Annotated in this window: 19 protein-coding genes; 4 read left to right on the forward strand and 15 right to left on the reverse strand. The window is 72.1% G+C overall.

What is annotated here, in order from left to right:
* Positions 1 to 6: 6 nt before the first annotated feature.
* The 3 genes from LZG04_RS35085 to guaB all read right to left on the reverse strand — a co-directional run bounded on the left by LZG04_RS35085 (position 7) and on the right by guaB (position 4,561).
* Complete coding sequence (locus tag LZG04_RS35085) at positions 7 to 1,725, reverse strand: FAD-dependent oxidoreductase (RefSeq protein WP_233825359.1); 1,719 nt, start codon at positions 1,723 to 1,725, stop codon at positions 7 to 9.
* A 112-nt stretch (positions 1,726 to 1,837) separates the two neighbouring features.
* Positions 1,838 to 2,971 (reverse strand): GuaB3 family IMP dehydrogenase-related protein, encoded by a 1,134-nt coding sequence (locus LZG04_RS35090; protein WP_233825362.1) that lies wholly within the window; start codon positions 2,969 to 2,971, stop codon positions 1,838 to 1,840.
* 78 nt (positions 2,972 to 3,049) lie between these two features.
* The gene (gene guaB, locus LZG04_RS35095) at positions 3,050 to 4,561 is read right to left on the reverse strand and encodes an IMP dehydrogenase (protein ID WP_233825365.1); all 1,512 of its coding nucleotides are present in this window, start codon (positions 4,559 to 4,561) and stop codon (positions 3,050 to 3,052) included.
* 65 nt (positions 4,562 to 4,626) lie between these two features.
* Here guaB and LZG04_RS35100 point away from each other — a divergent pair, with 65 nt between their 5' ends.
* A complete protein-coding gene (locus tag LZG04_RS35100) occupies positions 4,627 to 5,076 on the forward strand; it encodes a DUF5319 domain-containing protein (protein WP_233825367.1) in 450 nt (149 codons plus the stop codon).
* Between the two features lie 61 nt (positions 5,077 to 5,137).
* Here LZG04_RS35100 and LZG04_RS35105 read toward each other — a convergent pair whose 3' ends face one another.
* From LZG04_RS35105 to LZG04_RS35125, 5 genes are all read right to left on the reverse strand, one after another.
* Complete coding sequence (locus tag LZG04_RS35105) at positions 5,138 to 6,058, reverse strand: anti-sigma-D factor RsdA (protein WP_233825369.1); 921 nt, start codon at positions 6,056 to 6,058, stop codon at positions 5,138 to 5,140.
* Positions 6,059 to 6,631, reverse strand: coding sequence for a sigma-70 family RNA polymerase sigma factor (locus LZG04_RS35110; RefSeq protein ID WP_141980366.1), 573 nt, complete (start codon positions 6,629 to 6,631; stop codon positions 6,059 to 6,061).
* A gap of 284 nt (positions 6,632 to 6,915) precedes the next feature.
* Positions 6,916 to 7,512 (reverse strand): response regulator transcription factor, encoded by a 597-nt coding sequence (locus tag LZG04_RS35115; RefSeq protein WP_015805222.1) that lies wholly within the window; start codon positions 7,510 to 7,512, stop codon positions 6,916 to 6,918.
* Positions 7,513 to 7,592: 80 nt separating this feature from the next.
* On the reverse strand, positions 7,593 to 8,402 hold the full coding sequence (locus tag LZG04_RS35120; protein ID WP_233825371.1) for a hypothetical protein: 810 nt from the start codon (positions 8,400 to 8,402) through the stop codon (positions 7,593 to 7,595).
* Between the two features lie 1,296 nt (positions 8,403 to 9,698).
* On the reverse strand, positions 9,699 to 10,610 hold the full coding sequence (locus tag LZG04_RS35125; protein WP_233825373.1) for a MerR family transcriptional regulator: 912 nt from the start codon (positions 10,608 to 10,610) through the stop codon (positions 9,699 to 9,701).
* Positions 10,611 to 10,893: 283 nt separating this feature from the next.
* On the opposite strand from LZG04_RS35125, the gene LZG04_RS35130 reads away from it, so the two are divergent.
* Positions 10,894 to 11,190 carry a WhiB family transcriptional regulator gene (locus LZG04_RS35130; RefSeq protein ID WP_033428626.1) on the forward strand — a complete coding sequence of 99 codons (297 nt, stop codon included), beginning with the start codon at positions 10,894 to 10,896 and terminating at the stop codon, positions 11,188 to 11,190.
* Between the two features lie 79 nt (positions 11,191 to 11,269).
* Here the strand turns inward: LZG04_RS35130 and groL are convergent, their stop codons facing one another.
* Together groL and groES are read right to left on the reverse strand one after the other, a co-directional pair.
* Complete coding sequence (gene groL, locus LZG04_RS35135) at positions 11,270 to 12,895, reverse strand: chaperonin GroEL (RefSeq protein ID WP_233825375.1); 1,626 nt, start codon at positions 12,893 to 12,895, stop codon at positions 11,270 to 11,272.
* An 81-nt stretch (positions 12,896 to 12,976) separates the two neighbouring features.
* Positions 12,977 to 13,270 (reverse strand): co-chaperone GroES, encoded by a 294-nt coding sequence (groES, locus tag LZG04_RS35140; RefSeq protein ID WP_033428811.1) that lies wholly within the window; start codon positions 13,268 to 13,270, stop codon positions 12,977 to 12,979.
* Positions 13,271 to 13,496: 226 nt separating this feature from the next.
* Between groES and LZG04_RS35145 the strand changes: the two genes are divergently transcribed.
* The gene (locus tag LZG04_RS35145; RefSeq protein ID WP_233825377.1) at positions 13,497 to 15,014 is read left to right on the forward strand and encodes an alkaline phosphatase; all 1,518 of its coding nucleotides are present in this window, start codon (positions 13,497 to 13,499) and stop codon (positions 15,012 to 15,014) included.
* Here LZG04_RS35145 and LZG04_RS42785 read toward each other — a convergent pair whose 3' ends face one another.
* On the reverse strand, positions 15,015 to 15,458 hold the full coding sequence (locus tag LZG04_RS42785; protein ID WP_308199632.1) for a hypothetical protein: 444 nt from the start codon (positions 15,456 to 15,458) through the stop codon (positions 15,015 to 15,017).
* Between the two features lie 24 nt (positions 15,459 to 15,482).
* Positions 15,483 to 15,875 carry an NAD(P)-binding domain-containing protein gene (locus LZG04_RS42790; protein WP_308199633.1) on the reverse strand — a complete coding sequence of 131 codons (393 nt, stop codon included), beginning with the start codon at positions 15,873 to 15,875 and terminating at the stop codon, positions 15,483 to 15,485.
* 105 nt (positions 15,876 to 15,980) lie between these two features.
* On the opposite strand from LZG04_RS42790, the gene LZG04_RS35155 reads away from it, so the two are divergent.
* Positions 15,981 to 19,067, forward strand: a complete 3,087-nt coding sequence (locus tag LZG04_RS35155; protein ID WP_233825379.1) for a BTAD domain-containing putative transcriptional regulator — start codon at positions 15,981 to 15,983, stop codon at positions 19,065 to 19,067.
* Between the two features lie 93 nt (positions 19,068 to 19,160).
* Here the strand turns inward: LZG04_RS35155 and LZG04_RS35160 are convergent, their stop codons facing one another.
* From LZG04_RS35160 to rimI, 3 genes are all read right to left on the reverse strand, one after another.
* The gene (locus tag LZG04_RS35160; protein ID WP_233825381.1) at positions 19,161 to 19,934 is read right to left on the reverse strand and encodes a transposase family protein; all 774 of its coding nucleotides are present in this window, start codon (positions 19,932 to 19,934) and stop codon (positions 19,161 to 19,163) included.
* A 120-nt stretch (positions 19,935 to 20,054) separates the two neighbouring features.
* Positions 20,055 to 21,107, reverse strand: a complete 1,053-nt coding sequence (gene tsaD / locus LZG04_RS35165; RefSeq protein ID WP_233825384.1) for a tRNA (adenosine(37)-N6)-threonylcarbamoyltransferase complex transferase subunit TsaD — start codon at positions 21,105 to 21,107, stop codon at positions 20,055 to 20,057.
* Positions 21,100 to 21,543: a ribosomal protein S18-alanine N-acetyltransferase gene (gene rimI, locus LZG04_RS35170; protein ID WP_233825587.1), complete on the reverse strand. Its 444-nt coding sequence runs from the start codon at positions 21,541 to 21,543 to the stop codon at positions 21,100 to 21,102. The genes tsaD and rimI overlap by 8 nt, the downstream gene beginning before the upstream one ends.
* Positions 21,544 to 21,552: the final 9 nt, after the last annotated feature.

The raw sequence follows: 21,552 nt of genomic DNA on the forward strand, positions 1-21,552 counted from the left end.
GGACGATCAGCGGGACTTGACCTCCACGATCGGCAACCGCAACGCCCCCGGAGCAGCGGCCGGCACGGCGGGTTTCCCGGGCGCCACCGGGGCGATCCGCCGGTAGCCCTGCGACTGGTCCGGGCGCCGGTCCGGCTCGCCCTTGTTCGGCCACACCGAGAACGCCCGCTCGGCCTGCGCGGTGATCGTGAGCGACGGGTTCACGCCCAGGTTCGCCGAGATCGCGGCGCCGTCCACCACGGACAGCCCAGGGTAGCCGTAGACGCGGTGGTAGGGGTCGATGACACCGCTGGACGGGTCGGAGCCGATCGGGCAGCCGCCGATGAAGTGCGCGGTCAGGGGGATGTTGAACAGCTCGCCCCAGGTGCCGCCCGCGATGCCGTCGATGTGCTCGGCCGCGAGCAGGTTCGCCCGGTGGCCCGCCTCGATGAACGTCGGGTTCGGCTGCCCGTGCCCCTGCTTCGAGGTGAGCTTGCGGCCGAACAGGCCCTTCTTGGTGGACGTGGTGATGGAGTTGTCGAGGCTCTGCATCACCAGCAGGATCACGGTCCGCTCGCTCCACCGGTGCACCGACATGAGCCGGGCCAGCCGCACCGGGTGGCGGACCGCCTGCGCCAGGAACTGCACCAGCCTCGGCGTGGACTTCGCGCCGTCCGTGGCCAGGGTCTGGAGCAGCCCCATCGCGTTGCTGCCCTTGCCGTAGCGGACCGGCTCGATGTGGGTCTGCTCGTCCGGGTGGATGGACGACGTGATGGCCACGCCCCGGCTGAAGTTGCGCTGCTCGTCCACGGTGAAGCGGGCCGCGCCGATGATCGACTCGGAGTTGGTCCTGGTCAGCTCGCCGAGCCTGGGCGAGAGCTTCGGCAGCGCGCCTTCGGCCTTCATCCGGTGCAGCAACTGCTGGGTGCCCCACGTGCCGGCGGCCAGCACGACCTGGCCCGCGGTGATCGTGCGCCTGCCCTTGCGCAGCTTGCCGCCGGTGCGCCGGGTGCCGACCGCCCACGTGCCGTCCGGTGCCTGGCGCAGGTCGGTCACGGTGGTCAGCGGCAGCACCTGCGCGCCGTTGCGCTCGGCCAGGTAGAGGTAGTTCTTGACCAGGGTGTTCTTCGCGCCGACCCGGCAGCCCGACATGCACGCGCCGCACTGCGTGCAGCCGGTCCGGCTCGGTCCCGCGCCGCCGAAGTAGGGGTCCTCGGCCGGCTCGCCCGGCTCGCCGAAGAACACGCCGACCGGCGTCGGGTGGTAGGTGTCGGCCACGCCCATGTCCTCGGCGACGCGTTGCATCACCACGTCCGAGGGCGTGGTGGTCGGGTTCTGCACCACGCCCAGCATCCGGCTCGCCTGGTCGTAGAACGGGGCGAGCTCGGCCTCCCAGTCGGTGATGTGCGCCCACTGCCGGTCGGCGTAGAACGGCTTGAGCGGCCGGTACAGGGTGTTGGCGTACACCAGCGACCCGCCGCCGACGCCCGCACCGGCCAGGATCATCACGCTGCGCAGCGCGTGGATGCGCTGGATGCCGTAGCAGCCCAGCGCCGGCGCCCACAGGTACCGCCGCAGGTTCCAGGACGTCTCGGCGAACTCGTCGTCGGCGAACCGGCGGCCGGCCTCGACCACGGCCACCCGATAGCCCTTCTCGGTGAGGCGGAGCGCGGCGACGCTGCCGCCGAAGCCCGAGCCCACCACCACGACGTCGTAGTCGGTGTTGTTACCGGCGAGTTCACCCATGGCTGGGAGATTAGGCGTAACTTCCGGTAACAGGCTAGTGCTCACCCGGTTCAGGCACGTCCGGGCACGAAAAAGCCCCCGCGTGGAGCAGGGGCTCGTTCGCGTGTCGTGCTCAGCCGCGGATGGTCAGGCCGACCTTCTGGAACTCCTTGAGGTCCGAGTAGCCGGTCTTGGCCATCGCCCGGCGCAGCGAGCCGAACAGGTTCGTCACGCCCCGCGGGTCCACGGACGGGCCGAACAGCAGCTTGCGCAGGTCCACCACCTGGTCGACCCCGGTCGACACGTGGCTGCGCGGCACCGACGGGTGCGCCGACGCGGCCGTCCAGTACAGGCCCTGGCCGGGCGCCTCGGACGCCGCCGCCAGCGGCTCGCCCAGCATCACCGCGTCCGCGCCGCACGCGATCGACTTGGCGATGTCACCGCTGGTCAGCACGCCGCCGTCGGCGATCACGTGCACGTACCGGCCACCGGTCTCGTCCAGGTAGTCCCGGCGCGCCGCGGCCGCGTCGGCGATGGCCGTGGCCATCGGCACGCCGATGCCCAGCACCGAGTCCGTCGTGGTCACGCCCGGCGTGTAGCCGTAGCCGACGATCACGCCCGCCGCGCCCGTGCGCATCAGGTGCATCGCGGTCCGGTAGTCGCCGACGCCGCCCGCGATCACCGGGATGTCGAGGTCGGCGATGAACGACTTGAGGTTCAGCGGCTCGCCGTCGCGCGCCACGTGCTCGGCGGAGATGATCGTGCCCTGCACGACCAGGATCTCCACGCCCGCCGCCAGCAGGTCCGGGGTCAGCTCGGCCGCCCGCTGCGGGCTGACCCGCACCGCGACCGTGACGCCCGACTCGCGCACCTGCTTGATCGCCTCGGCGATCAGGTCCATCCGCACCGGCGCCGCGTGCAGCTCCTGGAGCACCCGCACCGGCGCGGCCGGGTCGTCGGTGTCCTCCACCGCCTGCACCAGGCGGAACAGGGCCTCCTCCACGTCACCGTGCCGCGCCCACAGCCCTTCGGCGTTGAGCACGCCCAAGCCGCCGAGCTCGCCGATCGCGACCGCCGTGCCCGGCGACACGATCGCGTCCGTCGGATGGGTGATCAGCGGGATCTCGAACCGGTAGGCGTCGATCTGCCACGCCGTCGAGACGTCCTTGGAGGACCGGGTCCTGCGGGACGGGATGATTTCGAGGTCGTCCAGCTCGTAGGCCCGCCTCGCGGTCCGGCCCATGCCGATCTCGACCAGATCGCGCACCTTTGTACGTCCTTCCGTGGAGCCAGTGAACCTGGGGAGCTAGCGGAACCTGGGAACACTAGCCCAAGGCGATCCGATTCAGCGGGTCGTGTAGTTCGGGGCTTCGACGGTCATGGTGATGTCGTGCGGGTGGCTCTCCTTCAGCCCCGCCGCCGTGATCCGCACCAGCTGCTTCTGCTGGAGGTCGGCGACGGTCTTCGAGCCGGTGTAGCCCATGGCCGCGCGCAGGCCGCCCACGAGCTGGTGCACCACGGTCGACAGCGGGCCGCGGAACGGCGTGCGGCCCTCGATGCCCTCGGGCACCAGCTTGTCCTCCGACAGCACGTCGTCCTGGAAGTAGCGGTCCTTGGAGTAGGACTTGCCCTCGCCGCGACCCTGCAACGCCGCCAGCGAGCCCATGCCCCGGTAGGTCTTGAACTGCTTGCCGTTGACCAGCACCAGCTCGCCCGGCGACTCGGCCGTGCCCGCGAGCAGGCTGCCCAGCATGACCGCGCTCGCGCCCGCCGCGATGGCCTTGGCGATGTCGCCGGAGTACTGGATGCCGCCGTCGCCGATCACCGGCACGCCCGCCGGCGCGCACGCCAGGCTGGCCTCGTAGATCGCGGTGATCTGCGGCACGCCGACGCCCGCGACCACGCGCGTGGTGCAGATCGAGCCGGGGCCGACGCCGACCTTCACGCCGTCCGCGCCCGCGTCCACCAGGGCCTGGGCGCCGGCGCGGGTGGCCACGTTGCCGCCGACCACGTCGACCTCGTCGCCCAGCTCCTTCTTCACCCGGGCGACCATCTCCAGCACGTTGCGCTGGTGGCCGTGCGCCGTGTCGACCATGATCACGTCCACGCCCGCCTCGGCCAGCGCCATGGCCCGCGCGAAGCTGTCCTCGCCGACGCCGATCGCGGCCGCGCACAGCAGCCGGCCGTCCGGGTCCTTCGAGGCGTTCGGGTACTGCTCGGTCTTGACGAAGTCCTTGACCGTGATCAGGCCGCGCAGCTTGCCCTCGCCGTCCACGATCGGCAGCTTCTCCACCTTGTGCCTGCGCAGCAGGCCCAGCGCGGCCTCGGCCGAGACGCCGACCTGGGCCGTGATCAGCGGGCCCTTGGTCATCACCTCGCTGACCTTGCGCGAGTGGTCGACCTCGAAGCGCATGTCGCGGTTGGTGATGATGCCGACGAGCTTGCCGTCGGCGTCGGTGACCGGCACGCCGGAGATCCGGTAGCGGGCGCACAGCTCGTCGACGTGGCGGATCGTGTCGTCCGGCGTGCAGGTCACGGGGTCGCTCACCATGCCGGCCTCGGACCGCTTCACCGTCTCCACCTGCCGCGCCTGCTCTTCCAGGGACAGGTTGCGGTGCAGCACGCCGATCCCGCCCTGGCGGGCCATCGAGATGGCCATCCGGCCCTCGGTCACGGTGTCCATGGCGGCCGAGGCCAGCGGCACGCGCAGCGTGATGTTGCGCGACAGCCTGGTGCTGGTGTCCACGCCGCTGGGCACGATCTCGGACTCGGCGGGCAGCAGCAGTACGTCGTCGAAGGTCAGTCCCAGCATGGCGAACTTGGGCGGGACTCCGTCAGCGTTGAGCTCGCTGGTCATGGCGGCTGGCTTGCCTTCCGTAGTGCGGCGATCCCGCCGCCGCGGATCGGTTCCACGCAGCGGCGATGGGTTCAGGTCATGGTATCTGGACGTGGTCGGGGGTCCGCCCGGTACCGTGCGGGGTCGTGCCGCACGACGCGTTGCCACCAGACCCGTTCGCGGGCGACCCGGAGGACCCGGCCCGGGTGCTCGGCGAACCCGACCACGACCACGACCACCCGCCGATGGACGACGCCGAGCGGGCCGAGCTGATCGGCGACCTCAGCGACCTCGCGGTGTACCAGGCGCTGCTCGAACCCCGTGGTGTCAGGGGGATCGTGGTCGACTGCGGCGAGTGCCAGGAGCCGCACTACCACGACTGGGCGCTGCTGCGGTCGAGCCTGGAGCAGCTGCTGTCCGACGGCCGGATGCGCCCGCACGAGCCCGCGTACGACCCGGACCCGGCGACCTACGTCAGCTGGGAGTACTGCCGCGGTTACGCCGACGGGGTCACCGCGACCGAGAGCGCCCGCTGAAGATGTGACGAAGCCCGCCCTGCGGTGAGGGGCGGGCTTCGTCACAGGCGTGCCGGACGGGTCAGTTCCCGGTCGTGGTCTGGCCGTCCGTGGAGCCCGGGGTCTCGGTCTCGCCCCGGCCGCTGGCCGGCGGCTCGCCCGACGTGGGCGGCGGCAGGACCACCGTGTTGTCGCTCGTGGGCGGCGGCGTTTCCTTGGTCGTCGCGGGCGTGGTCGTCGTGACCGGCGCGGGCTGGGTGGTCGTCGTGGTCGTCTGCGCCGGGAGGTCGATCGACCGGGACGGCGCGGTCGTGGACGGACCGGCCGAGGTCGGCGTGTTCGGCGACGGCGTGGTGCTGGTCAGCTCCTCCAGCAGCGACGAGTGCTGCTGGACCAGGGCGTCCTTGTCGTCGTCGGGCGAGATCGACGGCAGGACCTCACCCGCCTTGATCAACGCGTCGCGGGCCTCGCTGTACCGGCCCTCGCGCAGGGCCGCGCGGGCGGTGTCGAGGTCGGTGCGCACCGCGACGGCGGCTTCCACCGACCGCGCGTGCTCGGAGTACAGGACCCTGGTCAGGCCCCAGAGCGCGTCACCGGGCTGGGCGTCGCGCGCGACCAGGCTCATCCCGGTGAACGCGATCGCCAGCACGGCGGCGGCGCTCGCGAGGGGGATGAGGAAGCGCCTGCCCCTGGGCTGGGGGCGGGCGGCGGCGATCGTGGCCACCGCCGTGTCGGTGTCGACCAGCTCGCCCATCGGGGGGCTGTCGACCTCGCGCCGCCAGGCCAGCAGCAGCGCGTTCAGCTCGTCGTCGACGAGCGATTCCGAGTGCTCGCCGCCACGCCCGCCCAGGGCGTCGAGCAGCGCGTCATCGGCCCGGATACCCGCGAGGTCGTCGCCCGGCTCGGCCGCGGTGTCCTCGACCAGGGTGTCCTCGGACCGCGGCGGTCTCTCATCTCGTCCGCGCACGACTTCTCCGTTGCTCTTCTCGTGCTGGTCAGCCACTCAGACCACCTCCTCCGCTGCCAACGTCTTGCGAAGGCGGGCCAGGGCGCGGTGTTGCGCCACCCGAACCGCGCCCGGCGTGGAGCCGACCGCGTCGGCGGTCTCCTCGGCCGACAGGCCGACGACCACGCGAAGCAGCAGGATCTCCCGCTGCTTCTCCGGAAGGACCTTGAGGAGCAGCGCCATCCGGTCCGACAGCTCGCCCTGCATGGCGCGCTGCTCGGGGCCGGCCTCCGTCTCGGGGGCGTCAGGCACCTCCGGGACCGGTTCGGACCGGTTCCGGGCTGCGGAGCGATGCGCGTCGGCCACCTTGTGCGCGGCGATCCCGTAGACGAACGCCAAGAACGGCCGACCCTGGTCGCGATAGCTGGGCAGGGCCGTCAGCACCGCGAGACACACCTCCTGGGCCACGTCGTCCGCCGAAGCGAAGGACCTCTCCTGCCTTCCGACTCTGGCGCGGCAGTACCGCACCACGAGGGGCCGGATGGATGCCAGGAGCCGCTCGATCGCGTGGCGGTCGCCATCGACGGCTGCGCCCACTTCGGCGTCCAGTCCGTCCCCCAAGTTGGTCATCGCAGACAACTGCCCTGGTGTTACGCGTAGGCGTACCGACAAAGAACAGCACGGGACGATCGACGTCGCCCGTACTGGTGATGCTCACCGTACCGGTCTGGTGGCCCGATGTTCCGCAATGGGGTCGAGATGGGGTCTTTCGACCTCACCTGACCAGCCGACACGCCGCGGACGCACGGCGGCCCGGTGACGCGTGGCGTCACCGGGCCGTGGCTGGAGGAAGGAGTGCCGGTGCGACTCGCCTGACGAGTCCGACGAGCCTGGCCCCGAGCCGTGCGCGTGCGCTAGGACACCAGCCCGCGCCGGAAGCCGTGCGCGACGGCCTGGGCGCGGTCGCGCACGCCGAGCTTGCGGAACAAGCGCCGGGCGTGCGTCTTCACCGTGTCCTCGGACAGGTAGAGCTCGCGCCCGATCTGCCCGTTGCTCTTGCCCTGGCTCATCCCGCGCAGCACCTGGAGCTCGCGCTCGGTGAGCTGGACGCCCGGGTCCGACGGCTGGCGCGGCGCGGGCACGCTGGTGCTCGCGAGGGTGTGCGCCAGTGCGGCGACCAGTTCGGGGCGCGAGGCGTCCCAACGCAGGTAGCCACGAGCTCCGCCGGCGATCGCGGCGGCGATGCTTCCCGCGTCGTCCGGTGCGCCGAAGACGATGACGTTTGCCTGCGGGTTGGCCGAGACGAGTCGCCGGGTCGCTTCGACCCCGGTCGGGACGGCGCGCTGGGTGCCAACCAGTACGACGTCGACCGGCTGCCGAGAGAACCGAGCCAACAACTCGTCACCGTGCGCTACGCAGTCGATGCGGCTAACCCCTGGGACAGCCGACATCACGCGGGTGAGACCCTCCCGCACACTGCGCCGGTCGTCGCAAATAAGGACCGTGGTCACGGGGACTCCTTCCTGCAGCCGAGTGACGTTCCACATCCCCTATCGGACGCTAGAGGCCGAACCTTGACACGATCCGGTGCTTAATCCGTCAAGAAGTTCGTCTGCGCGTCTGCGTTCGGGGGTTCCCCGGAACGGAGCAGCGCAGTCGGGATCCACGGCGAGCGGTCCGCGAGCCGGCGGCCCGCCGGGTCGGCTCTGCGCAACACGCAGCTCAGAGCGTTTTCGGCGCATTCCTTCACGTTTTGCATGTCCGCAAAAGTGCGGTCTGCCTGGGCGTTTGCCAGGACGAGCGCCGTCGGCCAGATCAACGAGAAAAGCCCTCGACGGTTGGTGTGATTTAGGTCACACAGTAGCACGTCGACCCCTCGGGCGACGCTTTCGGGTGTCCCCCGAACCACCAACGCGGTGCCCAGGACCAGGTCGGACTTGAGGATGTGTCGCGTTGCGCCCGCCTCTCGAGCGGTCGAAGCGGCCACCCCGGCCGGGTGCACCGCCTGCTCCGCGTGACCGCCGGCCAACGCGATCTCCGCCGCCAGCCACTGGTGCCGCACCCGGCTGCGCCATCCGCGCGGCTCGACCCTCGCGTGCAGTCGCCGGGCCTCCGCGAGCCGTCCCGCGCCGACCGCGTCGGCCGCGAGCCCGAGCAGCGCGTCGGCCCGCGCCCCGGCCGCGTCCACGTCGTCGGGATCGCGGCCCCCGCCGTCAGGCACCATCGCCAACGCCCGCCCGTCCAGCACCCGTGCCGCCGCGTGCCCACCCAACTGCCGCCGGTGCGACGCGAGCGTGGAAGCCGCCAACGACCCGAACAACCCCCCACCGGCCATCAACCCCTCGAGCACCACCGCCGCCGCCGCGTACCACCCCTGCCCACCGAGCACGACCGCCGCCAACCACCGCTCCTCCACCCCACCACCCAACGCCCCCCACACCTCGGCCTCGGGCCGATCCCCGAACGCCGCCCGCCTCATCCCCACCCGCTCCACGCCGATCGCTCCCGGTTAGTCGTCCACAGGCGGTCAGTTGTCCACAAGGCGGTCGGTTGTCCACAGGCAGCGCGCAGACGCCCCGGATCGTCAGACCCCTCTGGCAGGGTAAAACCAGGGGTCCCCCGGGCGGGTACCCCTGCGGAGCAGGCAATACGTCCGACAGGCAGCGCCGTCGGCAGGTGGGAGAGCCAGCAGGGCTCCGCAGCACACGGAACCTCGGCGAGCGGCAGGTCTATCGAGCAGGCAATACCTCCGGCAGACGAAGCCCTGTAAGCAGGAGGGTTGTCGGGCCTTGCGGCGAGGAACGTCGACGGCCGGCGGGTCCACCAGGCAGGCAAAACCCCCGGCAGACGACACCCCGCGAACAGAAGAGCCGCCAGAACCCCGCAGCGCACGAAACCCCGGCGGGCGGCGGCTCCAGCACGCGAGCGGAAGCTGCCGGCGCACGCGCGCAGAAGAACTTCGGCGAGCGTCACTGCCGAGCAAGCGATACCTCCGGCAGGCGAAGCCCTCGTGAGCGGGAGGGCTGTCAGGCCGTGCGGCGCGGAGAACTCGACGGGCGGCGGGTCCGCCGAGCAGGCAAAACCCCCGGCAGACGACACCCCGCGAACAGGAGAGCCACCAGAACCCGCAGCGCACGAAACCCCGGCGGGCGGCGGCTCCAGCACGCGAGCGGAAGCTGCCGGCGCACGCGCGCAGAAGAACATCGGCGAGCGACAGGTCCACCGAGCAGGCAATACCTCCGGCAGACGAAGCCCCGTGAGCAGGAGGGTTGTCGGGCCTTGCGGCGAGGAACGTCGGCGGCCGGCGGGTCCACCGAGCAGGCAAAACCCCCGGCAGCGACACCCCGCGAACAGGAGAGCCACCAAAACCCGCAGCGCAGTAAACCCCGGCGCGCGGCGGCTCCAGCACGCGAGAGCCCCGCGAGCGGAAGCTGTCGGCGCACGCGCGCAGAGGAACTTCGGCGAGCGGCAGGTCCGCCGAGCAGGCGATATCTCCAGCAGACGAAGCCCTGTGAGCGAGAGAGCCGCCAGGGCAGGCGTTCCGTGATGGAACTCGGCGGGTGCGCAGAGCGGTAGAGCGCCTGCCGAGGTGGACCTGTGCAGGCAGCGGAACCCCGGAAACATGAAGAAATTCCGGAAGGTGCGGTGTACCAACAAGAGCGCGGGCCAGGTCAGAGGCAGTGAACAGCAGGTCCGGTCAGCAGACGGCTCGTTCGATCGCGTCCGCGGCCGAGGCGAGGTTGTTGATCCGTTCCGCCGGTTGCGGCACGACGCCGCGTTCCCAGCCCGGCCCCCCGGCGAAGACGCGGACCTGTTGGCGGGTCCTCGGCAACGACGTCACGACACCCGGATCGGCGTAGCGCGGCAGCTGGGCCCACAGCACGACGGCCGACGGGGCGGTTCGGCGGACGGCGGAGGCCAGGGCGTCGGCGGGCAGCGCCGCGCCCAGTTGCCGGACGCCCACGCCGCGCTGCGCCAGCACCGCCGCCAACGGGTACAGCGGCAGGTTGTGCCGTTCGTCCGGCATGCACGCCAGCAGCACGGGCCGGTGGTTGCGCGGGTTCGCCACGACGGGGGTGGCGCGCACCAGGGCGGCCAGCACGCACTCGTCCATCAGGTGCGACACCTCGATCCCGGCGCCGGAGTGCTCCCACCGCGCCGCGATCGCGGCCATCACCGGGCGCACGACCTCGTCCCACGTCGTGACCACGCCGTCCGCCTCGATGGCGTCCGCCAGCAGCGACTGCACCGCCGCCGAGTCCATCGCCAGCGCCGCCCGCCCCACGCCGCGCGCCCGCCGGTTCGCCGCCTGGAGCTTCAGCCCGCGCCCGCCGGGCGGCGCGCCGCCGTCGAGCTCACCGCCCGTCAACGTCGGGGGCACGGCGGTCAGCGGCGCGCGCACCGGGCTGGCCAGGGCGTACTTGGCCGCCTCGGCCGACGACGCGCCGCGCAGCAGGGCCCGCTGCATCAGCTCCAGGCGCGCTACGTCGAGTGGCGCGTACTTGCGGTGTCGCCCGGTTGTGTGATCGCTCGGTCCGAGGCCGTACCGGCGGTCCCAGGTGCGCAGGGTGGCCGGCGCGACGCCCAGCCTGCGTGCGACGGCGGCCACCGAGAGGGTCACCGCATGCGCGGGATCGTCTTCCGCCGCAACCGTTTCCCGGTCGCCTTCCGGCACGGTCCCGGTCTGGTCGGGGGGCGTCATCACGCTGACATCGTCCGTTCACCTGACGTCACCGGCAACTCCGGGTTTCAACGCCAACCGATCACCCATCGTATGAATTGCCCGCAAAAGCCCCCGCACCCCCTTGAACAAGTTTTGGCGCGGTTCTACGGTGGATCATCGTTAAGCCGAATGGAGCAGTTCTCGTCCATGGGCCAAGGAGGCGGTCTCGATGGCGGACACCCGAAGGCTTCCCGGTCCCAACGCGGATCTGTGGGACTGGCAGATGCGCGGCTCGTGCCGCGGGATGGACAGCGCGTTCTTCTTCCACCCGGACGGGGAGCGCGGACCGGCACGGGCACGGCGGGAGGCGCGGGCCAAGGCCGTGTGCCTGTCGTGCCCGGTGTTGGAGATGTGTCGGCGGCACGCCCTGGCGGTGCAGGAGCCCTACGGGATCTGGGGCGGCCTCTCGGAGTCCGAGCGGGACAGCATCATCAAGGCGCGCAAGCGGCAGCTGACGCCCGCTTGACGCCGCAACGCGCGGGAGGGGCGGCACCACGCGGGTGCCGCCCCTCCCCTCAGCGCTTCAGCTGACCGGTGACGCCTGGTCAGTGACCGTGACCGTGGCCGTGCCCGTGACCGTTGCCGCCGGCGGGCTCCTCTTCCTTCTTCTCCACGACGGCGCTCTCGGTGGTGAGCACCATGCGGGCGATGGAAGCGGCGTTGGTGACCGCGGAACGCGTCACCTTCACCGGGTCGATGATCCCGGCCTCGAGCAGGTCGCCGTAGGCCAGCGTGGCGGCGTTGAGGCCGAAGCCCCAGTCCTGCTCGCGCACCTTGTTCACCACGACCGCGCCTTCGAGGCCCGCGTTCGCGGCGATCCAGAACAGCGCCGAGCCCAGCGCCTCGCGGACGATGGCGACACCGGTCGCCTCGTCGCCGGACAGGCCGAGGCCGCCGTCGAGCACCTTGGCCGCGTGCACCAGGGCCGAACCGCCGCCGGGCACGATGCCCTCCTCGACCGCGGCCTTGGTCGCCGCCACCGCGTCCTCGATGCGGTGCTTGCGCTCCTTCAGCTCGGTCTCGGTGGCCGCGCCGACCTTGATCACCGCGATGCCGCCGGACAGCTTGGCCAGCCGCTCCTGCAGCTTCTCGCGGTCCCAGTCGGAGTCGGTGGCCTCGATCTCGCGGCGCAGCTGCTCCGCGCGGCCCGCGACGTCGGCCTTGGTGCCGCCGCCGTCGACGATGGTCGTGTTGTCCTTCGACACCACGACGCGGCGGGCGGTGCCCAGCACGTCGAGGTTCGCCTCGGACAGCTTCAGGCCGACCTCGGCCGAGATGACCGTGGCGCCGGTGACGACGGCCAGGTCGTCCAGGAACGCCTTGCGGCGGTCGCCGAAGTACGGCGCCTTGACCGCGACCACGCGCAGCGTCTTGCGCAGGGCGTTGACGACCAGGGTCGACAGCGCCTCGCCCTCGACGTCCTCGGCGATGATGACCAGCGGCTTGCCGGCCTCGGCGACCTTCTCCAGGATCGGCAGCAGGTCGGCCAGCGCCGAGATCTTCTCGCGGTGCAGCAGGATGCGGGCGTCCTCGAACACCGCCTCCTGGGCCTCCAGGTCGGTGGCGAAGTGCGCCGACACGTAGCCCTTGTCGAACTGCACGCCCTCGGTGATCTGCAGCTCGGTGGCCATCGAGGAGGACTCCTCGACGGTGATCACACCGTCCTCGCCGACCTTCTCGATGGCTTCGCCGAGCAGGGCGCCGATGGACTCGTCACGGGACGAGACGGTGCCGACCTGGGCGATGTTGTCGCGGCCCTTGACCGGGGTGGCCTTGGCCTTGAGGGCGTCCACGACGGCCTCGGCCGCGGCCTGGATGCCGACGCCGAGCGACATCGGGTTCGCGCCGGCCGCGACGTTGCGCAGGCCGACCCGGACCATGGCCTGGGCCAGCACGGTCGCGGTCGTCGTGCCGTCACCGGCGACGTCGTTGGTCTTGGTGGCGACGCTCTTGGCGAGCTGCGCGCCGAGGTTCTCGAACGCGTCGTCCAGCTCGATCTCGCGGGCGATGGTCACGCCGTCGTTGGTGACGGTGGGGCCGCCGAACTTCTTGTCGAGCACGACGTGCCTGCCGCGCGGGCCGAGGGTCACCTTGACCGTGTCCGCGAGCTTGTTGACGCCGCGCTCGAGGGCCCGACGAGCGTCCTCGTCGAAGCTGATCTGCTTGGGCATTGCCTACGCCTCTCTTGATGCGAAACGCCCCGGGAGCCCCGGTGAGGGGTTCGCCGGGGCGTCTTGCGTGTCAGCCGAGCGTCAGTTGATGACGGCCAGCACGTCGCGGGCGGAGAGGATGAGGTACTCCTCGCCGTTGTACTTGACCTCGGTGCCGCCGTACTTGGAGTAGATGACGACGTCGCCGACAGCCACGTCCACGGGGACGCGGTTGCCCTTGTCGTCGATCCGGCCGGGGCCGACCGCGAGGACCTTGCCCTCCTGGGGCTTCTCCTTCGCGGTGTCCGGGATCACGAGGCCGGAAGCGGTCGTGGTCTCGGCCTCGCTGGCCTGGACGACGATCTTGTCCTCGAGCGGCTTGATGTTCACGCTCACCGGGCTGACCTCCACGGTCGTCGAAAGCGTTGGCAGGTTGCTGTTACGGCTCCTGCCACCCCGCCGTCGCGGGGGTCGGGGCGGTTGCTGGTGCCGTGCATCTAGCACTCTACCCACGCGAGTGCCAACGCTTCAACGACCCCCCGATCTCGGCCGGGTGAAGTCGTCCACTCGTGTCACACCGCCGTTCACCTGGTCGCCAACCTGGTCGGCAACGGTGTGCCACATGACTGCGGTGACCCGACGTTCCCTGCTCATCGGCGGTGTGGCCGGTGTGGCGCTGGCAACAACCGGCACGGGCTTCCCCAAGCTCGAAGATCCCTTCACCCTGGGCGTCGCCTCCGGCGACCCCCGTCCCGACAGCGTGGTGCTGTGGACGCGCCTCGCGCCCCGGCCGCTGGAGGAGAACGGCCTGGGCGGCATGCCCGACCGGGTCGTGCCGGTGCACTGGGAGCTGGCCGAGGACGAGCGGTTCCAGCGGGTGGTGCGCCGCGGCGTGCGGCCCGCCCGACCGGAGCTCGGGCACAGCGTGCACGTGGAGCCGTTCGGCCTGCGCCCCGGCCGCGAGTACTACTACCGGTTCCGGGTGGACGGCCACCTGTCCCCCGTCGGCCGCACCCGCACCACGCCCGAGCCGTGGGTCCTCGGGCAGGACCTGACCATGTGCTTCGCGTCGTGCGCGCACTACGGCGAGGGCTACTTCACCGCGTACCGGCGGCTGGCCGAGGACCACCCGGACCTGGTGCTGCACCTCGGCGACTACCAGTACGAGTACGCCGCCAAGGCGGCGGACGTGCGCACGGTCATCGGGCCGGAGACGCGGACGCTCGCCGACTACCGGCTGCGGCACGCGCAGTACAAGACCGACGCCGACCTGCAGCTCGCGCACTCCGTCGCGCCGTGGCTGGTGGTGTGGGACGACCACGAGGTCGAGAACAACTGGGCCGACGACGTGCCCGAGCAGCCCGACCCGGAGTTCCCCGCGCGGCGGGCGGCGGCGTTCCAGGCGTACTACGAGAACATGCCGCTGCGGCGCGGCGCCCGGCCCGACGGCACCGACATGCAGCTCTACCGGCGGGCCCAGTGGGGCGGGCTGGTCAACTTCCACATGCTCGACACCCGGCAGTACCGCGACGACCAGGCGTGCGGCGACGGGTGGAAGACCTGCGCGGACGCCGCCCTGCCGACGCGCTCGATCACCGGGGCGGCGCAGGAGGAGTGGCTGCTCGACGGTTTCCGCCGGTCCCGGTCGCGGTGGGACGTGCTGGGCCAGCAGGTGTTCTTCGCCGAGCGCGACCGCAAGGACGGGCCGGAGAAGGAGGTCTCGATGGACGGCTGGGACGGCTACCTGGCCTCCCGCGACCGCGTCACGCGCGGCTGGGTCGACGCGGGCGTGCGCAACGCCGTCGTGCTGACCGGTGACGTGCACGCGCACTACGCGGCGGACGTGAAGCTGGACTGGAACGACCCGGCGTCGTCGCCGACCGTCGGCACCGAGCTGGTGTGCACGTCGGTGACCTCCGGCGGCGACGGCAACGACACCGTCGACGAGGTGCAGTTGCGGCTGAACCCGCACATCAAGCTGCACAGCAGGCGGCGCGGGTACGTGCGGACGAAGTTCACCGCGCGGGAGCTGCGCGCCGACTTCCGCACGCTGCCCTCCGTCCGGACGGCCGGGGCGCGGGCCACGACGCTGAAGTCGTTCGTGGTCGAGGACCGCAACCCCGGCTTGAACCCCGTGTGATCAGCCGCGCAGGACGTTGATCAGGGCGGTCCAGCTGTCCTTGCCGTGCCCCGCCGCGAGGGCGCGGTCGTAGAGCGACCGGACCGCCCTGGGCAGCTCGGCGTCGACCCCGGCGGCCTCGCTCGCGCCCACGACGTGCGCCGCCGTCGCGCCCATCATGGCCGCGTTGGCGAGGTCGCCGGGGTGCTCGCCGGAGTCGACGTGCCGGGCGGTCTCGGCCACGTACATCGACAGGGTGTCGAGGTTGTCGACCAGGTAGGGCGCGTACCACTCGGCCGTGAGGCCCGCCGACTTCACCAGGGCGATGCCGTGCAGCATCGCGGCCAGCGAGGTGAGGAAGACGTCGAGCTGCGCCTGGTAGAGCAGCTGGGCCAGGGAGTGGTCCGCGCCCGCGTAGTCCGGCCTGCCGATCGCGGCGAGCGTGCCGGCGTGCCGGTCGAACACCTCGCGCGGTCCGCTGTAGAAGACCTACGCGGCCGGGTGGCCGACCATCTCCGCGTTCGCCATCACGCCGCCGACCAGCAGTTCCGCGCCCCGTTCGGCGAGCCACGCGGCGGCCTTGACGGTCTTGTCGGGCGTCTCGGAGCTGAGGTTGACCACCACGCGGCCGGCGAGGTCGACGCCGTCGAGGATGTCGTGCATGGCGGCGTAGTCGGTGAGGCTGACGATCACCAGCCGGTTCGCGGCCACGGCGTCGGCGGCGGTGTCGGCGCGGACGGCCCCTCGGGCGACCAGGGCGTCGGCTCGGGCCGGGGTGCGGTTCCACACCGTGGTCGGGTGGCCCGCGTCGAGGAACCGGGACACCATGGCCTGGCCCATCGGGCCGAGGCCGATCACGGTCAACGGGGTCTTGTCGGTCATGTGTTTCTCACTCCTTCGTGTGGTTTCCACGGTGGAGGAGGGCGCGCACGGTTCGCTGCGGGTCCGCTGGGGGTCGGCTGCGGGTGGCCCGGTTACGGTCCGGGCGTGAGATTCGGGGTGTTGGGGCCGCTGGGGGTCTGGACGACGGGCGGTGCGGCGGTCCGGGTGCCGGAGGTGAAGGTCCGGTTGCTGCTGGCGGACCTGCTCGCGCACGAGGGGCGGCCGGTGTCGGCGGACCGGTTGGCGTTCGACCTGTGGGGCGACCGGCCGCCCGGCAACCCGGTGAACACGTTGCAGACCAAGGTCTCGCAGTTGCGGCGGGCGTTGGAGGCGGGCGAGCCGGGCGGGCGCGAGCTGGTGGCGCACGGGCCCGCCGGGTACGCCGTGCCGGTCGATTCGTCCACTTTGGACGTGCTGCGGTTCCGGGAGCTGGTGGCGGACGGGCGGTGGGGCGAGGCGCTGGCGTTGTGGCGGGGCGAGCCGCTGGCGGAGTTCGCCGACGCGCCGTTCCTGGTGCCGGTGACGGCGCGGTGGGCCGAGGAGCGGTTGGTGGCGGTGGAGGGGTTCGCCGAGTCGGGTGGGGTGGGTTTGGTGGACCTGGCGGTCGAGGTGGCGCGGCACCCGTTGCGCGAACGTTTGCGCGGGCTGCACATGCGTGCCCTCTACCGGGCCGGGCGGCAGGTCGAGGCGTTGGCGAGCTACGCCGAGCTGCGGCGGTTGCTGGTCGAGGAGCAGGGGCTGGAGCCGGGGCCCGAGCTGGTCGCCCTGCACCGGGCGATCCTCGACCACGACCCGGCGCTCGGTCCGGTCGCTCCGTCCGGGCCCGGGGCGGCGGTCGGTTCAGGCACGGCGATCGGTTCCGGCACCGGGCGCACCCCCGGCACCGCGCCCGGTCCCGGTGCGGCGCGCACCAACCTGCCGGTGCCCGTGACGGAGCTGGTCGGGCGCGAGCAGGCGGTGCGGGACCTGTGCGGGCTGCCCCGTGACACGCGGTTGGTGACGCTCACCGGACCCGGCGGGGTCGGCAAGACCAGCCTGGCGCTGGAGGTGGCGCGGCGGGTGTCGGTCGCGGACGGGGCGTGGCTGGTCGAGCTGGCCGGTGTCGGCCGGGCCGAGCAGGTGATCGGCGCGGTGGCCGACGTGCTCGGGGTGCGCGAGGACGCGTCGGGGTCGTCGCTGGTCGAGGCGTTGCGCGGCCGTGAGGTGCTGCTGGTGCTGGACAACTGCGAGCGGCTGGTCGAGCCGGTCGCCGCGCTGGTCTCGCGGCTGCTGCGGGCCGTGCCGGGCCTGCGCGTGCTGGCCACCAGCCAGGAACCGCTCGGGTTGGCCTTCGAGGCGGTGTGGGCCGTGCCGCCGTTGGACCTGTCGGACGCGGTCACGTTGTTCGCAGCGCGCGCTGCCGCCGCCGCGCCCGGGTTCGCGGTGACGCCGGACAACGAGCCGGTGGTCGAGGCGATCTGCCGCCGGCTCGACGGGCTGCCGCTGGCGGTGGAGCTGGCCGCGACGCGCGTGCGCGGGCTGGGCGTGACGGCGTTGCTGGACCGGCTGGACGACCGGTTCCGGCTGCTGGCCACCGGGCACCGGGACGCGCCCGCCCGGCAGCGCACGTTGCGGGCGATGATCGACTGGAGCTGGGACCTGCTCGGTGACGCCGAGCGCATCGTGCTGCGGCGGTTGTCGGTGCACGTGGACGGGTGCGCGTTGGACGCCGCCGAGGCCGTGTGCGCGGGTGGCGGTGTGGCGGCCGACGAGGTGCTCGACGTGCTGACCCGGCTGGTGGACCGGTCGTTGGTGGTCGCGCCGGAGCACACCGGTGAGCCGCGGTTCCGGCTGTTGGAGTCGGTCGCCGACTACGGGCGGGAACGGCTGCGCGAGGCGGGCGAGCTCGACCGGGTGCGAGACCGGCACGCGGCGTTCTACCTGGCGTTGGCCGAACGCGCCGACCCGGAGCTGCGCGGGCCTCGGCAGTTGGCGTGGCTGGCACGGCTGGACGCCGACACCGCGAACCTGCGTGCCGCGCACGACGCGTTGGGCCCGGCCGGCGCGGCCCGATTGACGTGCGCGTTGACCTGGTACTGGTTCCTGCGCGGGCGGCTGCGGGAGGGTCGGCGGCTGATGACCGCGACCGACCCGGTGACGGTGGCGTGGCGGGCGGGGTTCGGGGTGCTGCTCGGTGAGCCGGCGGAACCGTCCGCGATCTCGGGGACCGCGAACATCGACGATGCCACGCAGAAGGCGCGGGCGCGGTGGTTCCTGGGCTACGTCCTGTCGACGGTGGGCGACATGGCGTCGGGCGAGCGGCTGACCGACCAGGCGTTGGCGGCGTTCGAGGAGCTGGGTGACCAGTGGGGCGTGGCCGCCGCGCACAGCGACCGGGTGAGCCAGGCGCTGGCCGGGGGTCGGGTGGACCGGGCGCGGGCGTCGGCGGCTCGGGCGACGGAGCTGTTCGCGGCGTCGGGTGAGCGGTGGGGGCAGTTGAAGGCGTCGTTCGGGTTGGGGATGCTCGCGCAGTTGGCCGGTGACTACGAGCGCGCGGAGGCCGTGCACCGGGACGGGCTGCGGGTGGCGCAGGAGCTGCGGTCGTGGCCGGAGGTGTCGTACAAGCTGTCGTGGCTGGGGCGGGTGGCGTTGACCCGCGGCGACTACGCGCAGGCTCGTGAGCTGCACGAACAGGCCCGTCGGACGGCGGCGGAGCACGGGTTCTCGCCGGGTGAGGTGTACGCGGAGACCGGGTTGGCGCTGGGCGCACGGCGGGAGGGGCGACTGGACGAGGCGGAGGCGCTGTGGGAGCGGCTGCGGGCGTGGCACCGTCGGGTCGGGTTCGAGGCGGGCGCGACGCTGGTGCTGGCCGAGCTGGGGTTCGTGGCCGAGCAGCGGGGTGACGCGGCGCGGGCGTTGGAGTTGCAGTCGGAGGCGTTGTCGCTGGCACGGCGGGTGGGCGACCCGCGGGCGATCGCGTTGGCGCTGGAGGGGGTGGCGGGCGCCCGGGCGCTGGCGGGTGACGCGGCGACGGCGGCCCGGCTGCTGGGTGCGGCGACGGCGGCGCGGGCGTCCGTGGGCGTGCCGCTGCCGGTCGGGGAACGCGCCGACGTGGACCGGATCGCCGCCGCGGCCCGTGACGCGCTGGGCGACGAGCCCTACGCGGCGGCCTTCGCCGCGGGCCACGCCGAAGGGCTCGGCGTGGCGTTCTGAGCGTTGAACTCGGGTGTTCCGAACGTAGGACTCTCGCGTTCTGAACGTAGGACACACGCGTTCTGAACGTAGGAGCGTTATTCAGAAGTGGGTTCACCAGCCGAGGCGGTAGAACTCCAGGCAGGCCACGATGCGGACGATGGTGGGCAGTTCGGTCAGGCGTGCGCGGTAGCCGGTGGCGAGGATCTTCCAGGCTTTGAGGTGGGCGATGGCGTGTTCCACCGCCCACCTGATCCGGCTGACGCTGGTGTTCCAGATCTTGTCGGCGGGGGTGTGTTTCTTGTGGCCGGGGCGTTTGCGGCGGGGTCGGATGGCCGGGGTGCCCTGGTAGCCCAGGTCCGCGACGACCTCGTTGTCGGCCAGGAGTGTGTCCAGGCCGGTGAGGGTGTAGGCGGTCTTGTCGTGGGTGCGGCCTTCGACCGGGTCCGACACCGCGAGCAGGGTGCCGTCGAGGGTGGAGAGGACCTGCACGGTCATGCCGGGGCGGCGGTGTTTGGTGTTGAAGTTGGCCTTGCGGTGGGAGGCGTGGTCGTCGGTGGGGATCAGGGCGCCGTCGACGAGCACCACCCGTCCCCGCAGTGCCTCGGGCAGCGGCGGGGTGTGCAGGCGGAGCACCTGTCCGATCAGCGGGGCGAACCGGCGGAAGATCCGGGACACGGTGGGTTGGGAGAGGCCGAGCAGGTCCGCCGCGACGGTCTGGGCCAGGTTCTGTCGCAGCAGCAGGAGGGTGAGCAGCACGGATCGGTGCACGTCCAGCGTCGGAGGCCGGCCCGTCCGGCGCTGTGCCGGCTGCAGGATCTGCTCGATGCGGGCGACCAACTCCCGGATCCGGTCGTGGTCGAGTCCGGTCGTAGACTGGTAACGCAACGGCTCCGCTCCTGGTCAGACGTCTTCTGTGAGAGGAAAACGATCTTAACCAGGCGGAGCCGTTGCGCTACCCACCCATGATCAAGAGTTTTGAATAACGCTCTAGGACTCGCGCGGGGGTCAGAGGATTTGGATGGTGCTCACGGGCAGGCCCGGGGTGGTGGACAGGTCCAGGGCGGAGGGCTTCGCGCCGGCGGCGACCAGGTGCGCGCCGAGGGCGGCGATCATCGCGCCGTTGTCGGTGCACAGGCGGGGGCGCGGGACGCGCAGCTCGATGCCCGCCTCGGCGCAGCGCTCGGCCGCCAGGCCCGACAGGCGCGAGTTCGCGGCCACCCCGCCGGAGATCACCAGGGTGTCCACGCCGAGGTCCTGGCACGCCCGGATCGCCTTGGCGGTCAGCACGTCGGCCACCGCCTCCTGGAACGACGCGGCCACGTCGGCCAGCGGGATCTCCTCGCCCGCCCGCTCCTGCTTCTCGACCCACCGCGCGACCGACGTCTTCAAGCCGGAGAACGAGAAGTCGTACTTCGCGTCACGCGGACCGGTCAGCCCGCGCGGGAACGCGATGGCGCAACCGTTGCCCTGCTTGGCCAGCTTGTCGATCGGCGGGCCGCCCGGGTACGGCAGGTCGAGCAGCCGGGCCACCTTGTCGTAGGCCTCACCGGCCGCGTCGTCCACGGTGGACCCGATCTCGGTGATCTTCTCCGCCAGGCCCTCGATCAGCAGCAGCTGCGAGTGGCCGCCCGACACCAGCAGCGCCAGGCACCGCTTCGGCAGCGGCCCGTGCTGGAGGGTGTCCGCGGCGACGTGCCCGGCCAGGTGGTTCACGCCGTACAGCGGCTTGTCCAGCGCCGCCGCGTACGCCTTCGCCGCCGACACTCCCACCAGCAGCGCGCCCGCGAGCCCCGGACCGGCGGTGACCGCGATCGAGTGCACGTCGCGCAGCTCGATCCCGGCCTTGTCCACCGCCCGGCGCATGGTCGGCACCATGGCCTCCAGGTGCGCGCGGGACGCCACCTCGGGCACGACGCCGCCGAAGCGGGCGTGCTCCTCGACGCTGGACGCGACCTCGTCGGCGAGCAGTTCCATCGACCCGTCCGGGCCGAGCCGGACGATGCCGACGCCGGTCTCGTCGCACGAGCTCTCGATACCGAGGATGAGCCGGTCAGTCACGGTTCGCGGGCCTTCCCATCGTGTACGCGTCGGCACCCGACGGCTGGTAGTAGCGGCGGCGCAGGCCGAGGTGCTCGAAGCCGTGCGCCAGGTAGAGGCCGATCGCGGTGGCGTTGTCGGTGCGGACCTCCAGGAACACCGGCACGCCCCGCTCGTCGGCCTCGGCGAGCAGGGCCCGCAGCAGGGTCTTGCCGACGCCGCCGCCCTGGTAGTCGGCCACGACTGCGATGGTGTGCACGCTGGCCTCGAAGTCGGTCAGGCCCAGCCCCGCGTACCCGACCAGGGTGTCGCCGACGTACGCGCCGACGTAGAAGTTGCCGTTGTCGAGCTCGCTGCGGAACGCGTCCGCGCTCCACGGGTCGTCACCGGGGAACAGCTCCTGCTCGATCTGCGCGCACCGCGCCGCGTCCTCGCGGCGCAGCGGGGCGATCGTCACGGTGCCGGA

Origin of the sequence: Saccharothrix sp. S26 (assembly GCF_021390395.1) — a bacterium.
Classification (GTDB): domain Bacteria; phylum Actinomycetota; class Actinomycetes; order Mycobacteriales; family Pseudonocardiaceae; genus Actinosynnema.